A 16,139-nucleotide genomic window follows, 5' to 3' on the forward strand; every position below is an offset into this window, starting at 1 on the left:
ATGAAACGTTTTCTGTTCCTGACCTGCATATGTCTGCTCTCCTGTAATGCCCAGAAAAATATGGGTGAGGAGATTGAAGATTTGGTCTTGGTGGAACAGGATGGTTATTCTGGGATAGAGGTCTTTGAGGCCAAGGAAATACGGGAGACCAAATCACTCAATAGATTTTATTCCCAGATCAACAAGACCCGAAAGCCGGGACTTCCCGTGCCCATGATCGATTTTTCCCAAGAAATGCTACTCTTGATATGCTTGGGCGAACAGCAGGGAAAACCATCGGTACAGCTGTCCAAAATTAAAGAGACTGGTGCCGAAATCTTCATAGGAGTGGTATTGGAAATAAAAGAACAGGACCCATTGGCCACACAAACACCCTTTTACCTGTATAAAATGCCTCTCACCGACAAAACGATTGTTTTTCAATTGGTTGATTGATAGCATAGTAAAATCCTTTACTGCTTCTTGTCGAATAAAACCGCACTTGAAGGTACAAAATTTAGCTTTGTTGGTGCTTCACGTAGATTTGTAGTCGATAAACCTCAAATCGAGCATCATGAATATTTTTAGACCTGCCCTAGTGGCCTTGGCTTTTTGTTTTGTGCTATCAACCTCCGCACAAGAAATTGAACTTACCAAAAAGGACAGTATTGTCCAGAGTTTTTGGTTGGTATCGTTAGGAACCAATATCGTGGACGATTCCGGTGATGAATTTGGAAACCTTTTTGACCTCAAGGAGGGCTGGAACATGGTTCCCTATCCTTCAAGGATCAGTGTGGGACGCTATTTTAAAAATGGCCTTGGACTGGAGGCCATAGGAACCTACAATAAATATAAAGAAGGGAAGATTGTGGATAATGTAGAAAACCCAGAAGATGTGGACTATTTTGGTCTGGATTTTAGGGTGAGCTACGATTTGAACATGATCTTGGGAGAGACCGGTTTCTTCGATCCATACATTGGTATTGGGGCTGGCTACACCGATGCCAATAACCAAGGTAGAGGCACTTACAATGCCATTATCGGTTTCAGGACTTGGTTTTCCGATCATTGGGGATTGGATTTCAACTCTACTGGAAAGTGGGCCATGAGTACCGAGAATGCCACCAACCATATCCAACATGCACTGGGAGTTGCCTATAGGTTCGAGGTAGAAAAGGGACTTTCCAGAAAAGGGGAGGAGAAATTGGCCCTTTTGGAAGAAATGGAGAAAGAGCAGCAAAGGGTACAGGATTCCATAGCCAAGGCGGACGAAGAAGCCCGTTTATTGGCTGAACGCTTGCAAAAAGAAAAGGAGGCTGCTGAGCTTGCCGCTTCCGAAAAAGCCAAAAAAGATGCAGAAGATGCTAGGCGTGCTGCACTTCAGAACAAGATCAACAACTTGGGCAATGTCTATTTCAAGTTGAACTCTTCATATCTTACAACCAAGGATAGGGAATTGTTGGACCAACTAGTGTCCATTATGGAAAGTGAACCCAGTATTGCCATTAAAGTGACGGCACACACAGATTCACGGGGAACGAACCAATATAACCAATGGCTATCTGAGCGTAGGGCAGAACGTACGGTAGAGTATGTAGTGTCCAAAGGAATTACAGAGGACAGGATAAACCATGAAGCTTTTGGGGAGACTCAGTTGGTGAACGAGTGTACGGATGGAGTGTATTGTACTGAAGAAAAGCACGGAAAGAATAGGAGGTCGGAGTTTTTGATCACGAAATTTTAGAAGATAAAACAGCTCTATAATAAATGGGCCCGATCTATTTAGATCGGGCCCATTTATTTATAGTTGCATCGGGACAAGTTGTCCGTGAAATCAGTCTTTGTCAGCAGTTATTTTTTTGTAATCGACTTTGCCATTGCTTGTGAGGGGCATTTCATTGAGCAATTGTACTTTAACCGATGTTTGGTGGATTTTGAACTTCTCGAAAAGGGCTTTCTTGATTTCTGTATCATCCATTTGGTTTTCACAGTGCGAAACCAGTATGAACTGATCTTCAATGCCAATACAAGCTACTAGGCCTATATCCAAGGTGGTTTTTAAGAATCGCTCGATCTCGTCCAAATTAACACGATTTCCAAAAATCTTCACAAACCTTTTCAACCTACCTATGATAAAATAGAAGCCATCTTCATCCATTTTGGCCAAATCGCCGGTCCTTAATACTTCAATGTCCTCCCAATTTGAGAGGTCTTGTTTCTTTTCGCTATAGCCACCAAAAACATTGGGCCCACTATAAAGTAATTCGCCTGTTTCAGGGTCTAAGCTAAGCTTACCATTTTTAATGGGGATTCCAATGGATGTGATTTTGCTTTCCAAGGATTCCGGCGGCACATATGAAATTCTGGCGGAGGCTTCTGTTTGGCCATACATCACATAAAAGTCCATTTCGTTTTGTAGACAGTAGTGGTTGAATTTCTCCTTAACATTGTGGCTTAGATTGCCTCCTGCCTGGGAAATATATCGAAGTGAAGGATATTGCTTTTTTAAGAATCCTATTCTATTGAGCATTTCATAGATAAACGGAACCCCGGCAATGGAAGTGAATCCATGTTTGTCCATTAGATTCCAAAAATCCTTTTGCAAGATATCAGGAAGGCCACAGACCATGGTCCCACCCGAAATAGCATTGGTGTGCAGTACGGAGAGCCCATACGAATAGAATAAAGGGAGATTAAGGGGGGTTATGTCCTCTCTGGTGATCGGTAGATATGCGCAAATGGATTTGGCATTCTCCAAAAGATTGCTCTCGGATAGCTTTACAAATTTTGGTGATCCTGTTGTTCCTGATGTGGACAACAAGACTTTGCAATTTGGATGTACCCGTGTCGGGGAGTGATCACCGATAAAAAGCGTTGTCGTAGACCAGCTGTTCTTCAAAAAATTTTGTTCATATCCATGAATGGCCGGACGTGTTTGATCAAAAATAGCAGAAGGGGTGTATTCCGCTTCCAGACTTTCTTTTAGCGATATGTCAAGACCATTGCTCAGTAATACTGTTGAATGTCCAGTCCCTAAAAAGCTTAGATATATTGCTGTTGATTCAATCTTATTGTCAAGGTATAGAAACACCAAATGCTTGTCAAAGGCACCTATTTCAGGTATTGCAAAAAACATTTCCTCCAAAGAAAACGTATTGCCGGTAACAACATCCAAAAAGTTCAGATGGTCATTATCGGCCATTTGTTTTAAGAGTCCCATCTATTTATTTTATGGTCAATATCAAAGATTATATTTTGAAAGTATTTCCTTCGTTTTTTGAAAACTGTTCATTTCAAGTACATCGTCAGCATCGATTTCAATATGGAAGGTGTTCTCAATTTCACTGATCAAGATCATATGTGTAATGGAATCCCATTGTGGAATCCCTTGATATTCAAGATGGTCGTTGACCATGTTTTTTTCTATTTCCAAGGCATTTGCAAATGCATCAATGAGAAGTTCGGTATTGTTATCGTTCATGAAAGTAAATTAATTTGATGAAATCATTCGTCTTGCAGGGTTGCCAAAGTATGTGCCTGGTTCCAGTATATCTTTGATGACCACGGCCCCAACGCCAATGTGGGTATTGTCCACAACATTGAGGCGGGGGGATATGGTGGCCTTTGTGCCCATAAATATGTTGTCACCGATAATGGACCCTCCACCCACATCTACGTGCGGCATGATGGAATTGTTTTTTCCGATTGTTGAATCATGCCCGATAATGGTGTCAAGGTTGATTATGCAAAATTCCCCAATGGACACATTGGAACCGATTTTTGCGCCAGGACATATGACAGATCCTTCACCCAACTTGACATTTTTTCCGACCAATGCGGTGTCCGATACGTAAGTGAAAAAAGTTACCTTGTTTCTAAGGAGCTCCACAATCTTCATTTTTGCCTTCAGATCGGCAATGGCGATCAAGACCATATCCCCTTCTTGAAAATCGTAGGTATGCACATTTCCAAGTATTTGATAATCTGAGCCCACATTCTCCAAGGCATTGGGATTATCGTCAATATATCCCATCAATTCCCAGTCGACCTTTTCTTTGGGATGTTGGTCCAGATAGCTTTCCAATTGCCTTCCGAAACCACCTGCGCCAATGATGTAGAGCTTTTTCTTTCGTTTATGGTTTTCCATATGCTAAATTATCCTAATATAATTGTTGGTTAAGGGAAGTTGTTTAGGCAGTGCCCTGAAAGCGTTCCATGGTCACTTCCGCCGAAGCAGATATTCCTTCGGATTTGACCACTTTTAGAACCGTAAGCCACATGATTTTCAAGTCCAGTAAAAGCGAAACATGATCTACATACCATACATCCAGTTCAAATTTTTTTTCCCAAGAAATGGCATTCCTTCCATTGACTTGTGCCCAACCGGTAATTCCAGGTCTCACTTCATGGCGTCTGGACTGTTGCGTGGTATATAGCTTGAGATAGTCCACTAGGAGAGGTCGCGGGCCAATAAGGCTCATATCACCCTTGAGGACATTGAATAATTGTGGAATCTCATCAAGAGAGGATTTTCGTACAATGCCACCTATTTTTGTGATCCTGTCCTTGTTGGGGAGCAAGTTGCCTTCACTGTCAGTTCTATCGTTCATTGTCTTGAACTTTATGATCTTGAATACTTTGCCATTCTTCCCAGGTCGATTTTGGAAGAAAAATGGCTTTCCACCATTTGAAAAATAGAGAAGAATGATCAATAAGATCAATATGGGCAAGGAAATACAAATAAGTATAAAAGCTATTATGGCATCGATGAACCGTTTGAAAAAACCAGCGTACATATGTTTAGGATTGGTGTTGTATAAATGTTGACCAAAATTGGCACAAAATTATAAGACAGAAAAACAATATGGATTAAAGTCCAATAAAGGAAGTTAAGATACCATGTTCCAATCTACATGTTCCCTGTTCATAAAAAGCCCATTTGTGTCGGCAAGGGGCTATACGGTCATCATTTTTTCTTTTGATGGCCTATTTTTTTCAACAAGTAAATTTCTGGATATTTTTTGCTTTTTTGAGCTTAACGAAGGTATTTCATCAACATAGTCAACAGTAATGTGGGCATCAGTTCCAACATATGACCTGAGAATCGAGCTAAGTTCAGTTTCTCTGTGAAACTTCCCATCATTGTTCACCTTGACCGTGTACTTGGATATGTCAGTCTGGATTACTTGCAATTGTCTTACTTCGGGAAAATCCAGTACAATACTCATTATCTTAAACGGGCTGACCAATGCTCCCTTGGTGTCAAAAAGAATGTCTGACTGTCTTCCTTCGACTGTGTTCAGGACAGGAAAAGGATGTTCAGGTTTTATGGACATAGACCCTACATCCCCTGTATCGTATCTGATCATCGGGGTAGCCTCGTTGAACAGGTCCGTTATCACGATTCGACCAAGTTCTCCATTTTTCACAGGGCTATCTTCATTGAAATCCAATATCTCTACTATATAGCTTGCCCAATTTATGGTAAAATGGTCACTGCCCATAGGCTGTTGTGCCAATATCCCATTTTCGGTATTCGAGTATCTGGATACCATGGGAACTCCAAAATAATGTCCCATTTTACTTTTGACATGCCTACTCAGGTTTTCCGATATCCCGATTATTGATCCAATGTTACAGTCCAACGGTCCGGAGTTTGTTGAATCAAGATAATCGCATATTTTTTCCAATCCGGAAGGATATCCCAGCCATCCCTTTTTGGAATTATCTTTTTGAAGCCTTTTCAATAAATCTTTTATCTGCTGTTCTTCTAGATTTTCTATATCCAGTTGTACGATATTCTGAAGCGTTGCCAGAAATCTTTTTTTCTTCAATTTTTTTGACCAGAGTCTTAGATAGAGCAGTTTGTCCCCTAATACATATCCGGCCCTACCGGCAAAGTACAAGGTATCGGCAGTATTTCTACTTTTTTTCTTTTGGGTCTGATGCACCATGAAAGGAGTACCAGTGGAGCCACTGGTGAAAACGGTGTGGGACGATGTATCCATCTGTAGGTCATCAAAATTGGCCCTAATGACATTCTTGTCCACAACAGGGAAGTTATGGAGGGATTCTTGCCCCTTTAGATGTGCATAGAATTTAGTTTTTGAAGTGGCTTTTTTCAACAGTCCATGAAGATACTTGTCGTTCTTTTTCTCAAGGGCCTGAAAAGATTCCAAAGCAAAAGACTCTTCAATGTCCTGTAGGTTACTTTTGATTTCCCCACCCTTTATGGCATCTTTTGCCCAAAAAGCAAATTGCCTTATTTGGTTTGAAAGACTAGTCTTCATACTTGAGGTTAATGTTTGGGGTTTGAAAAATAGGGCTTTATTTTTTGTAAAAGTACTCAATAAGCTGGTAATTTCTTAGAAACAATTTCAATGGTAATGTCACATTTTCATCAAATTTTTGATGATAGTACATACCTGCATACATACGATCCAAATTGAACAATGGATTACAAACTCTTTTTACTTCTGATTTTTAGCCATACTTGGACAAGGGTTTCTGTCCTTTGAAAATTTCAGTAAAGGAATATTTCAACCTGGTATGATTTTCTTTTTTTGGTCTGTCACTCAAAGTGTTTTTTTGCGTTTCATCGATATTATCCATCAAAAAAACCTCTCTAGCTGTAGTGTGCTATAAATTTGTTTATGAATAGATATACAACTTGTTAAAAAATCAACCTCCCATGAGTAAAAAGCTACTTTTCTTTTACTTTTTCATATTTAGTGTCACAGGTACATTCGCTCAGAATTTGCACTCACATGCCAATGCGGCATCAATTGGCAATGAGGCCAACTCAACGACGGGATGGTCAGGTACAGGTAATATCACTTCATCGACGACCAATCCTTTTCAAGGTACCTATGCCATAAGTTTGGTAGCTACGCAGGGTAATGCTTCCTCGGGCAGGGATATGTCCTACACTTTCAATGCGGTGGTTGGTCAAGTATACAACATCAGTATTTGGGCCAGACAGGGTAACCTTGCGAATAGTCCTGCATTTGCCAATTGGACTGGTTTTGCAGGCTTTGCGACGACTACAATAAACTCCCCAACTTGGACAGAATACACCTGGTCCCTTACCGCCACTAATGCTAATCCAGTGATAAGTGTTTACTCGTCGCCTAGAAGTGGTAGTCAGGCAGGTAACCAAGTACTTATAGATGCTGTTTCGATCACAACGCCCAATTCAGATACTGAAGCACCCACTGCTGTTGTAGTTTCATCTTCCAATACGACCATGAACGGGACTCAACTTTCATGGACCGCATCTACGGATAATGTTGGGGTAGTGAACTACGAGGTCTTTCAAAATGGGAACAGTATTGCCAACACAGGAACCACTACTGGACTCAACGTGACTGGACTTTCTCCTGGAACAAGCTACAATTTTACCGTTGTTGCCCGCGATGCAGCAGGAAATTCTTCATCCTTAAGTAATGTTGAGACGATAAATACAATCGGGGATGGCCAAGCTCCCACTGCCGTTGTTGTCTCATCATCCAACACTACTTCGACCGGGACCCAGCTTTCTTGGACCGCATCGACTGATAATGTTGGAGTAGTGAACTATGAGGTTTTTCAAGATGGAAACAGTATAGCCAATACGGGTACCACCACTGGTTTTATTGTGACTGGACTAACGCCGAGTACAAGTTATAACTTTACAGTGGTCGCTGAAGATGCTGCAGGAAACCTTTCGCCCGTTAGCAATATTGAAACGATAAATACCTTGAGCCCACCCGATACACAGGCACCAACAGCTGTTGTACTTTCTTCTTCGAATACCACAACAACGAGTACGGAGCTTTCATGGACCGCATCTACCGATAATGTTGGGGTGGTGAACTATGAGGTTTTCAGAAACGGGAACAGCATTGCCAATACGGGTACAACCACAGGTTTAAGTGTGACCGGGCTTGCACCGAGTACAAGCTATAATTTTACAGTAGTGGCCGAGGATGCAGCAGGTAACCTTTCTCCATCAAGTAACATTTTGAGCGTGACCACGGATGGAGTTCCAGACAATGAGTCTCCTACAGCCGTTATTGTCTCCTCATCCAACACTACTTCGACTGGGACACAGCTCTCATGGACCGCATCGACTGATAATGTTGGAGTAGTGAACTATGAGGTCTTCCAGGACGGGAACAGCATTGCCAATACCGGTACCACCACTGGGTTCAATGTAAGTGGACTTGTACCGAGTACAAGCTATGATTTTACGGTGGTGGCCGAGGATGCAGCAGGTAATCTTTCTCCTGTAAGCAATACGGAAACCGTAGTGACTTCTGTTGGTAATGGAATTGTTGACTATACTTCCGAAAATGCCAATATTGAAACAGTGGATTGGACAGCAAGGGACTTATTCGCCGATAGGAACATTGGTATAGGAACAACCGATACTCAAGGATATAGATTGGCAGTGGCAGGGAATGTGATAGCCGAAGGTGTGAAAGTGGAATTGCAAGGGAACTGGCCCGATTTTGTCTTTGAGAACGGATTTGATTTAATGGACCTTTGGAAGGTAAGAGCTTTTATCGCAGAGCATGGACATTTACCCAATATTCCAAGTGCCGAAGAAGTCCAGAAGGAAGGTATAGATCTTGGTCAGATGAATGCCAAATTGTTGCAGAAAATAGAAGAACTCACACTGTACATTCTGTCCCAACAGAATGAAATTGAAATATTGAAAAAAGAGAATTCACAGATCAACGACATTTTGAAAAGAATCGAAGAGTTGGAAAAAGGCCAGCAAAAGAGATGATTTTTGAATCATTTTTTTTAAAGATGAGATTCCAAACCATAACAGAAAAATAAATGCCCAGTATATCTTGCTCTATGATGAAAAAATACTTTTTCTACATCAACGCCATTTGCTACTTGTTCTGTTTGCAAGTAAGTTTCGGACAAAGTATCCGAAAAAGTTTTGACGAAATGACGGACTATGAGATAACAGAATTGGTCAATGCTTTTTACGAATTGAGAAACGGACCGGATCTATTCAACGATTTGGCTCAGTTCCATGCCCAGTTTTTCAATTTTGATGAAACAGCTGATCCTACCCGATTGGATTTACACTTTAATCTTCCCGATGAATCCGAAAGGGAGATTTTCTTAGCTTGGCACAGAAGGCAAATGTTCGAAATGGAACAAGCGGTAAAAGAAATAAATCCTGAGATTAGTCTTGCTTATTGGGATTCTTCGGAGTACCAGTCACCAACAGATGCACTTTGGGATGAAGAACTTTTGGGAAGTTTCAATGTGAATTGGAATTTGAGGAGGAATTTGGCCAGTAATGGACCCTTACCAACAGCGCAAAATATCAGTACCCTCATGGCCATGGATAATTTTTATGAATTCTCCAATGAACTTGAAAGGCGTCCTGTTCACAGGGGTGCTCACGTATGGACCGGTGGTGCCATGCCCACTCCATTATCACCAAGAGACCCTGTGTTTTATTTTCACCATTCATTCGTGGATAAAATATGGAAGGATTGGGAGGACATGCATGGGACTTCATCATATGAAACAACATCCATGTTGAGATATGATGGGACTTATGTGTTTGACGGGGAAACTTTACCTTTGGTCGACCCCAATGATATTACGGATTCCAGGGTATATGGAGTGTTTTATGGGGAGGATGGACTTGCCGAATTGGACAACTATATTGTGAGCAATACGTATAACCCAGAAGAGATTTTCTATTATCAATTCAATATACAAGCAGGTAATAATTTCATTGTGCCTGCCGGTACCGTTGCCAGATTTAAATCTGTGAACGAGATCAATCTTGTTCCCGGTTTTGAAGCGTTGCCCGGATCTTCGTTTGAAGCTATTATTGATACCGAAAACGGAGGTATGATGAATAGATCTTTTTCCAAAGGAGCCATCACCCGTGCCAAGAACCCTTACCCTTATTCGGAGTTAATCAATAAGCCTATTGTCTGGGAAGAAGGAGGAGACCTGTTGGATGACAAACCTATTATCCTTACGGCAGCACCAAACCCGTTTACAGAGAAGATAACCGTAAAGTTGAACAAGCGTACGGATTGTGTGATAGAGGTGTTCAACATGATGGGTATGCTGATCAGGGAAGAGGCCTTCCAAAATACGGATACCATGGTCATCAAAAACCTTTACGGACTGTCTTCAGGATTTTATGTAATCCGGGTAACGGATGCCAATGGGGAGATATTGGTGGTAAAAAGGATAATAAAGATGTAAAAACTGAAATACCGATACAAAAAGGGGAGCAAATTTTGCTCCCCTTTTTTCTGTCTACTCATGAATATTTTATGCTCAATGCTTGCCATGATCCATATGCTGGGTCTCTGGATCACGATACTTACAGCACTCGGGCAGATTGTCGTAAACTTCTTCGGGAGCTGTATATCCATCCGAATCGTGTCCCACTTCAGCGATTCTTTGTTGAATATCGCTGATGCTACATTTCCTTTCGTCAATAACTGCGGTAAACTTTTTGGTTTCAGTGTCCCATGAAGCGAACTTGACTCCTTTCATTTTTATGGCAGCTTTTTCAATGCGGCTCTTGCACATCCCGCAATTGCCTTTTACCTCAAAGCTGACCGACTTGTTCTTTTCCTGGGCATGGCCAATTCCCATTACAACCAGAGCCAAAAGTGTAAGTAGTGTTGTTTTCATTTTATCAGAATTAAATTTTATATCTAAACCCTGCGTAGTAGGTACTCCTTAGAACGGGAGCATACAAAAGGGTACTGTCAAAATAAGTACCAAAGGGATCATTGCTCGACAAAATGGGGGAATCTTGTGTAAAGTTCCCCATGTTCTCACCTCCTACATAGCATTCAAACTTATTGGAGAACACTTTGGTGACCTGTGCGTTCATCAACATATACGAGGATGAGTGGGAGGGGAGCTGAAATTCTTCTGGATTGGCAGTTGTGTTGGGCAATCGCTGTCTGCCCAACCAGTTGGTGGTGAAATCAAAACGCCATTGGCCCCCCTCGCGTATTTTGGGCGTTTCATAGCTGAGATTGACGAAAAAACGATACGATGGTTGTAAGGGCTTGTCCAAGGTGCCACTAGTGTAATCTGTGGCCACATCAAAGAACTTGTAAGTGGATCTCAGGTGAAAATCCTGAAGTACTTCGTAGTTCAGATCTATCTGGAGGCTATTGGAATAGCTTTTTCCTTCGAGATTATAGAATGATATCTCCCTGGGGTTTTCCCAATCGACCACAATCTGGTCTTCGAATTGGGTCCTGTAAAAATCGACGGAGAAATCCAACACCCTGTTCCAAACATACAGTTTTTGGATAAAGCTGACCCCATAGTTCCATGCTTTTTCAGGATCCAGCCCATAATAGTTACCGCCCGATTCATCAATTACGATTTGTCTAGACGAGGCGAAGAGTTGTTGGTTCTCGGTAAAAATATTGGCACCCCGTTTCCCCCTGCCAAAAGAGGCCCTGAAGGTGGCCTTGTCCCAAAGGGAATACCTCAAATGAAACCTAGGGGTCAAGAAATTGCCCAAGTTGTTATGGTGGTCTGCCCGAAGGCCTGCCTCAAAGCCCAAACCCTCCAAGTTGTCAAAGGTATACTCGAAAAAGGCACCTACGGAATTGTCCGTACGGCCATAAGCTGTGGTATTTACCATTTCGCCAAAGGTGTCATGGGTATAACTAACACCTGTTTTGAACTTATGCTGGGTGCTTCCGATGATGCTGTTGAAAATAAGATTGGAATAAAAGGACTTATGGTTGATGTCGTACAGGTTAAGACCGTAATAGGAATCCTGGTCATGTGCACTGTAAGCTGTTTGGAACCCAAAACTTTGATAGGGTAGGTCTGGGAACACATAACCCAATTTGGCCGAAAGATCCAGTCGGGACGTATTGATCTCGCTCCCCCATGCATTTGTGGTGAGTTTATCAGTATCAGGGTCAAAATCCGTTTGCCCCATTTCTTTGTCATCAGCGAGGTACTGGATGTTGGCATAGGCCACCCAACCATTTTCGGGGTTTAGGTATTGCCATCGGTTCATCAAATTGACCTGGTTGGCCAATGGGGTATCCAAGAACGAATCCCCATTGTCATCGATATAGCCATTCCTCAAATTGGCATGGACATATAGGCCTACCCCTAGCTCATCCGTGATATTGTGGTTGAACCGTGAGTTGAATTCATAGCGCTCATAATTGTTGGCATACATGTTCAGGAAGAATCGCTTGTCTATGAGCGGTTTCATGAGTTCGGTATTGATATGACCGGAAATGCTCTCAAAACCGTTCAGCACACTGCCTGCACCTTTGGTGATCTGAATGCTCTCGATCCATGATCCTGGGGTGAACGACAGTCCAAAAACCTGGGAGGCTCCTCTGATGGAAGGCATATTTTCTTGGGTGAACATCAAATAAGGGCTGTTCAGTCCCAGCATCTGTATTTGTTTGGCCCCTAAAATGGCGTCGGAAACATTCACATCCACAGTAGGGTTGGTCTCAAAACTTTCGGAAAGGTTGCAGCAGGCTGCCTTGAGCATTTCCCTGCTATCCACGGCCACCACGTTCTGTACCTTGAACAATGATTTTTGGATGGGGGCCACTTCTTTTTCCACGACCACCTCGTCCAGGACCACATTGGGATAGAGTACAATGTTCCCTAAATTGGGTCGGTTGACCGGAATGGTATCCGAACGGTATCCCATGGAGCTGATGACCAATTGTCTTATGTTCGATTGGTAGGGAGTGTTGAAGTTTCCTTCAAAATCGGTAGTAGTGCCAATCGTACTGGAGAGCCAGTAAACGCTTGCATTGGCCACAGGTATGGTTTTCCCCTTCTCGCTATACTCCAAAACCCTTCCAGAGACCTGGAATTGGGAATAGCATAAGGCATTGATAAAAAGCAGGAAGGTGACCAAGGGAAATCTCATCCTCAGTGGATTATATTTGTCATAAAACTACACTTTTCGTGATTCATAAATCGATTATTTCCACTATTTTAACACTGGATCGCAGTTCATAGATTTTTTTGGCTTTTGGCAGAATTAAAAATCATGATGAGTTGTCAAACAGTAATTTTAGTATCGCATTTTATGGATGGATTATTGTGCTTGAAATGGTAAAAAATTATGCCATTACTTTTTTGGGTGTTGTTTTTTGTTTTCTTTTTGCGTGTAGCGCAATTCCCCCGAAGAATACAAAGACCCAAATTCGGGTAATAAACAACAGCAGTTTTTTCTTGAGCCATGTATCATTGTTTTCAATGACCTTTGGAGATTTAAAACCCAAGGATACATCAGGTTACAAAGAACTCAGTTATGACCCATTAAGGCACGATCCCCTTATCTATTGCATCATTGAAGAAACCAATTATGGTAGATACCTGAAAATCCCGGAGGAAAGTACGAAGTACTACACCTATGTGGTGGACAGTTTGAACAATGGTATAATATATGTCAGCTCTTATGCTGGCGACAAATAATGAACAATTTTTGACAAACTTCTGAGACTTAAAAGTTTACAGTATATGGGAATATTGCACAAACTCCGAAAAAGCGCCTTTTGGTTCGTTGACACTTTGAATGGAGGGAAAATCAGAAAACATTTTGATGAGATCAAATGGGTCTTGGAAAATCCGGAATCTGATATGAGCAAGAAAATCAAGTCACAAAACTTATACAATGTCTTGGAACACTCTGCAACCACGGTACCGTATTATTCCAATATTTCCCACGACTCGTTGAGCCTTCATGATTTTCCAATTATAGACAAGCAAACGGTGAGGGATAATTTTGAACTCTTTAGGAGTCAAACCTATACCAATGCATATGCCCATGAAGTTACTACCAGCGGATCTACCGGAAAGCCGTTCAAGATTTTGCATGACAAGAACAAAAGGAAAAGAAATACGGCCGACACCTGTTTTTTTGCCGAAAAAGCTGGATATGAGTTGGGAAGTCGGCTTTTCTATTTAAGACTGTGGGACAAACAGTACCAAAAGAAGAAGATGTTGGCCAAGATCCAGAATATTGCCGCTTACTCTGTGGATGATCTTACCGAAGAAAATTTGGCCATGATGGTGTCGGAGATGGAAAATTATGGTTCCAGTGTGAACATCATTGCTTATTCCTCTGCCCTGGACACGGTTTGTAAATATATCGAAGAACATTTGGGCAGACCCCTCAACTGTAAGGTTGATTCCATCATATCCATTGCGGAGGGACTAAGTCCGGACTTAAAGGGAAGAACGCGGAAATATTTAGGTGAAGACCCTGTTTCGAGATATTCCAATAGTGAAAATGGCATATTTGCCCAACAAAAGACCAATAGTGATACGGGAAACTTTGAGATCAATTGGGCAAGTTATCATATAGAACTTTTGGATTTTAATGAAGATAAACCGGTAAAGCTTGGAGACAAAGGACGAATAGTCATCACAGATTTTTTCAACTACAGTATGCCTTTGATCAGGTATGATACGGGCGATGTTGGTGTCATGGAAAAGGATTCTGTTACCGGAAGTTTGGTATTCACTAAAATTGAAGGTAGAAAAATGGATATGTTCACCAATACCAAGGGTGAATATGTTTCGTCCCATATCATACATCATATTCTACAATACTCCGGCATTGACCAATTTCAATTTATTGAAGACGAGAAAGGGGAGTACACCATTAAGTTGAAGGTGACACCCTCTTATGATCACAAGGATGAAAAAAATATTCTTGAACAGTACAAAGGATATTTTGGACAAAATGCAATAGTCAATGTTGAATATGTGGACAATATATCCCTATTGCCCTCTGGCAAGCGAAAATTGGTCATCAACAACTACAAGCCCAGTGAAAACAAGCTCAATGAGAAACCGAATGTGCCATCAAAATGCAGTGATGCCTTGATTTAATGGTTTTCTCCCAGAAGAGGTTCTCATTTGAGTTCTTCAGAAAGAAGTGAAATCAATTTGGCATTGATGATCTTAACATCGAATTTTTGCTCGGCCAATTCTCGGCTTTTGGAACCCTTGATCTCAATTTGCTTGGGGTTTTCCAAGAAAAACCGCATGGCTTCCACCAGTGAGTCCAAATCCTGTGGGGCAACCAATATCCCATTTTCTCCTTTCACCACAGTTTCCCTACAACCGGGAGAATCAGTGGTGATTATGGGCATTCCTACAGAAAGTGCCTCCAATATGGAACGGGGCACGCCTTCCCGATAAAATGTGGGCAATACAAAAATATCTGAGTTGAAAAGGAACTCGGCAACATTCTTTTGCCGTCCATGATATACAATGGTGCCTTGTTCATTGAGTTTGTGCAATTGTTCCAAATGAATCGCGGAAGGTGACTGATCCGGTTTTCCTATGACGTGGAATTCCGCATTTGGAAATTCCTTTTTAAGCAAACTTGCCGCCTCGATGAACAAGTGGATACCTTTTTCCCTGATCAACCTGGCCACAAGTATGAAGATTATTTTATCCGTTGTTTTATTGTTGACGCGGGTAGGGTATGAGTTAAGGTTTACTCCGGAACCACTGACAAAATCAACTTTGTTGTCTTCTTTGATAATGTTTCTTTCTAGAAAGAGTTTATGGTCATCCCTGTTTTGAAAAATGACCAGCTTGTTCTTTCTGATGGAAACTTTGTAAAGCAATTCGGTTATTTTTTGCAATGTCCTTGCTTTTTTGGATGTGCCAGTAAAAGTAAAGCCCAAACCGGTAATCAATGAAACAGCAGGTATTTTGGACATATTGGCTGCAATGGACCCATATATTACAGGTTTTATGGTGTAAGGAAAAACCAGGTCAATGTCATGGGCTTTGATTATTTTTTTCAGTTCGAGAATGGATTTAAGATCGTTGAATGGGTTCATGCCAGTCCTTTGTAATTGGTATTCCAGTGGAATGGCTCCCATTTCTGTCAATTTGCTGTGGATTTCCTGGCTCATGTCTGGTGCCGCCCCATACACCATAAAACCGTTCTTCAGTAAATCGGCAATAAAATCTCCCCTAAAATGTATCAAGGAGTTGGCATATGAGCATATGATCAGAATTTTTTTTGGCATAAACGAAAGCAGATTTAAGTTAAAAACCATCCATTTCCAAGATGCGAGCTGGAATTGGATGGTTAAAAATAAACGTTAGTAATGGACAGAATAGTGCCTTACACTAAT

At 41.5% G+C, this 16,139-nt stretch carries 14 protein-coding genes; 6 read left to right on the top strand and 8 right to left on the bottom strand.

Annotated elements, in window-relative coordinates; translation table 11 throughout:
* Positions 1-435: a hypothetical protein gene (locus FOT42_RS00695; RefSeq protein WP_151888654.1), complete on the top strand. Its 435-nt coding sequence runs from the start codon at positions 1-3 to the stop codon at positions 433-435.
* Positions 436-553: 118 nt separating this feature from the next.
* Positions 554-1,723: an OmpA family protein gene (locus FOT42_RS00700; RefSeq protein WP_151888655.1), complete on the top strand. Its 1,170-nt coding sequence runs from the start codon at positions 554-556 to the stop codon at positions 1,721-1,723.
* A 90-nt stretch (positions 1,724-1,813) separates the two neighbouring features.
* Here the strand turns inward: FOT42_RS00700 and FOT42_RS00705 are convergent, their stop codons facing one another.
* From FOT42_RS00705 to FOT42_RS00725, 5 genes are all read right to left on the bottom strand, one after another.
* Positions 1,814-3,199: an AMP-binding protein gene (locus FOT42_RS00705; protein WP_151888656.1), complete on the bottom strand. Its 1,386-nt coding sequence runs from the start codon at positions 3,197-3,199 to the stop codon at positions 1,814-1,816.
* A 21-nt stretch (positions 3,200-3,220) separates the two neighbouring features.
* Positions 3,221-3,460 carry an acyl carrier protein gene (locus FOT42_RS00710; protein ID WP_151888657.1) on the bottom strand — a complete coding sequence of 80 codons (240 nt, stop codon included), beginning with the start codon at positions 3,458-3,460 and terminating at the stop codon, positions 3,221-3,223.
* Positions 3,461-3,469: 9 nt separating this feature from the next.
* Positions 3,470-4,126, bottom strand: a complete 657-nt coding sequence (locus FOT42_RS00715; protein ID WP_151888658.1) for an acetyltransferase — start codon at positions 4,124-4,126, stop codon at positions 3,470-3,472.
* Positions 4,127-4,169: 43 nt separating this feature from the next.
* Positions 4,170-4,775, bottom strand: coding sequence for a sugar transferase (locus FOT42_RS00720; protein ID WP_108424742.1), 606 nt, complete (start codon positions 4,773-4,775; stop codon positions 4,170-4,172).
* A gap of 159 nt (positions 4,776-4,934) precedes the next feature.
* The gene (locus tag FOT42_RS00725) at positions 4,935-6,269 is read right to left on the bottom strand and encodes a phenylacetate--CoA ligase family protein (protein ID WP_151888659.1); all 1,335 of its coding nucleotides are present in this window, start codon (positions 6,267-6,269) and stop codon (positions 4,935-4,937) included.
* Between the two features lie 401 nt (positions 6,270-6,670).
* Between FOT42_RS00725 and FOT42_RS00730 the strand changes: the two genes are divergently transcribed.
* Together FOT42_RS00730 and FOT42_RS00735 are read left to right on the top strand one after the other, a co-directional pair.
* A complete protein-coding gene (locus tag FOT42_RS00730; RefSeq protein WP_151888660.1) occupies positions 6,671-8,752 on the top strand; it encodes a fibronectin type III domain-containing protein in 2,082 nt (693 codons plus the stop codon).
* Between the two features lie 74 nt (positions 8,753-8,826).
* Entirely contained in the window at positions 8,827-10,215 is a 1,389-nt protein-coding gene (locus FOT42_RS00735; protein ID WP_226789764.1) for a tyrosinase family protein, read from the top strand.
* A gap of 75 nt (positions 10,216-10,290) precedes the next feature.
* Here the strand turns inward: FOT42_RS00735 and FOT42_RS00740 are convergent, their stop codons facing one another.
* Positions 10,291-10,653, bottom strand: coding sequence for a heavy-metal-associated domain-containing protein (locus FOT42_RS00740; RefSeq protein WP_151888661.1), 363 nt, complete (start codon positions 10,651-10,653; stop codon positions 10,291-10,293).
* 10 nt (positions 10,654-10,663) lie between these two features.
* Positions 10,664-12,901: a TonB-dependent receptor gene (locus FOT42_RS00745; protein ID WP_151888662.1), complete on the bottom strand. Its 2,238-nt coding sequence runs from the start codon at positions 12,899-12,901 to the stop codon at positions 10,664-10,666.
* 308 nt (positions 12,902-13,209) lie between these two features.
* On the opposite strand from FOT42_RS00745, the gene FOT42_RS00750 reads away from it, so the two are divergent.
* Together FOT42_RS00750 and FOT42_RS00755 are read left to right on the top strand one after the other, a co-directional pair.
* Positions 13,210-13,452, top strand: coding sequence for a hypothetical protein (locus FOT42_RS00750; protein WP_151888663.1), 243 nt, complete (start codon positions 13,210-13,212; stop codon positions 13,450-13,452).
* A gap of 45 nt (positions 13,453-13,497) precedes the next feature.
* On the top strand, positions 13,498-14,874 hold the full coding sequence (locus FOT42_RS00755; protein ID WP_151888664.1) for a phenylacetate--CoA ligase family protein: 1,377 nt from the start codon (positions 13,498-13,500) through the stop codon (positions 14,872-14,874).
* 23 nt (positions 14,875-14,897) lie between these two features.
* On the opposite strand, the gene FOT42_RS00760 is transcribed toward FOT42_RS00755, so the two are convergent.
* Positions 14,898-16,031 (bottom strand): glycosyltransferase family 4 protein, encoded by a 1,134-nt coding sequence (locus FOT42_RS00760; RefSeq protein ID WP_192938294.1) that lies wholly within the window; start codon positions 16,029-16,031, stop codon positions 14,898-14,900.
* Positions 16,032-16,139: the final 108 nt, after the last annotated feature.

Source organism: Flagellimonas hadalis (assembly GCF_007785775.2).
Taxonomy (GTDB): Bacteria; Bacteroidota; Bacteroidia; order Flavobacteriales; family Flavobacteriaceae; genus Flagellimonas; species Flagellimonas hadalis.

What these genes read in the sequence shown, in the direction of transcription:
- FOT42_RS00760 (WP_192938294.1), bottom strand. Translation starts at nt 16,031, where the DNA reads ATGCCAAAAAAAATTCTGATCATATGCTCATATGCCAACTCCTTGATA.
- FOT42_RS00755 (WP_151888664.1), top strand. Translation starts at nt 13,498, where the DNA reads ATGGGAATATTGCACAAACTCCGAAAAAGCGCCTTTTGGTTCGTTGAC.
- FOT42_RS00720 (WP_108424742.1), bottom strand. Translation starts at nt 4,775, where the DNA reads ATGTACGCTGGTTTTTTCAAACGGTTCATCGATGCCATAATAGCTTTT.
- FOT42_RS00745 (WP_151888662.1), bottom strand. Translation starts at nt 12,901, where the DNA reads ATGAGATTTCCCTTGGTCACCTTCCTGCTTTTTATCAATGCCTTATGC.
- FOT42_RS00700 (WP_151888655.1), top strand. Translation starts at nt 554, where the DNA reads ATGAATATTTTTAGACCTGCCCTAGTGGCCTTGGCTTTTTGTTTTGTG.
- FOT42_RS00695 (WP_151888654.1), top strand. Translation starts at nt 1, where the DNA reads ATGAAACGTTTTCTGTTCCTGACCTGCATATGTCTGCTCTCCTGTAAT.
- FOT42_RS00740 (WP_151888661.1), bottom strand. Translation starts at nt 10,653, where the DNA reads ATGAAAACAACACTACTTACACTTTTGGCTCTGGTTGTAATGGGAATT.
- FOT42_RS00735 (WP_226789764.1), top strand. Translation starts at nt 8,827, where the DNA reads ATGATGAAAAAATACTTTTTCTACATCAACGCCATTTGCTACTTGTTC.
- FOT42_RS00710 (WP_151888657.1), bottom strand. Translation starts at nt 3,460, where the DNA reads ATGAACGATAACAATACCGAACTTCTCATTGATGCATTTGCAAATGCC.
- FOT42_RS00730 (WP_151888660.1), top strand. Translation starts at nt 6,671, where the DNA reads ATGAGTAAAAAGCTACTTTTCTTTTACTTTTTCATATTTAGTGTCACA.
- FOT42_RS00725 (WP_151888659.1), bottom strand. Translation starts at nt 6,269, where the DNA reads ATGAAGACTAGTCTTTCAAACCAAATAAGGCAATTTGCTTTTTGGGCA.
- FOT42_RS00705 (WP_151888656.1), bottom strand. Translation starts at nt 3,199, where the DNA reads ATGGGACTCTTAAAACAAATGGCCGATAATGACCATCTGAACTTTTTG.
- FOT42_RS00715 (WP_151888658.1), bottom strand. Translation starts at nt 4,126, where the DNA reads ATGGAAAACCATAAACGAAAGAAAAAGCTCTACATCATTGGCGCAGGT.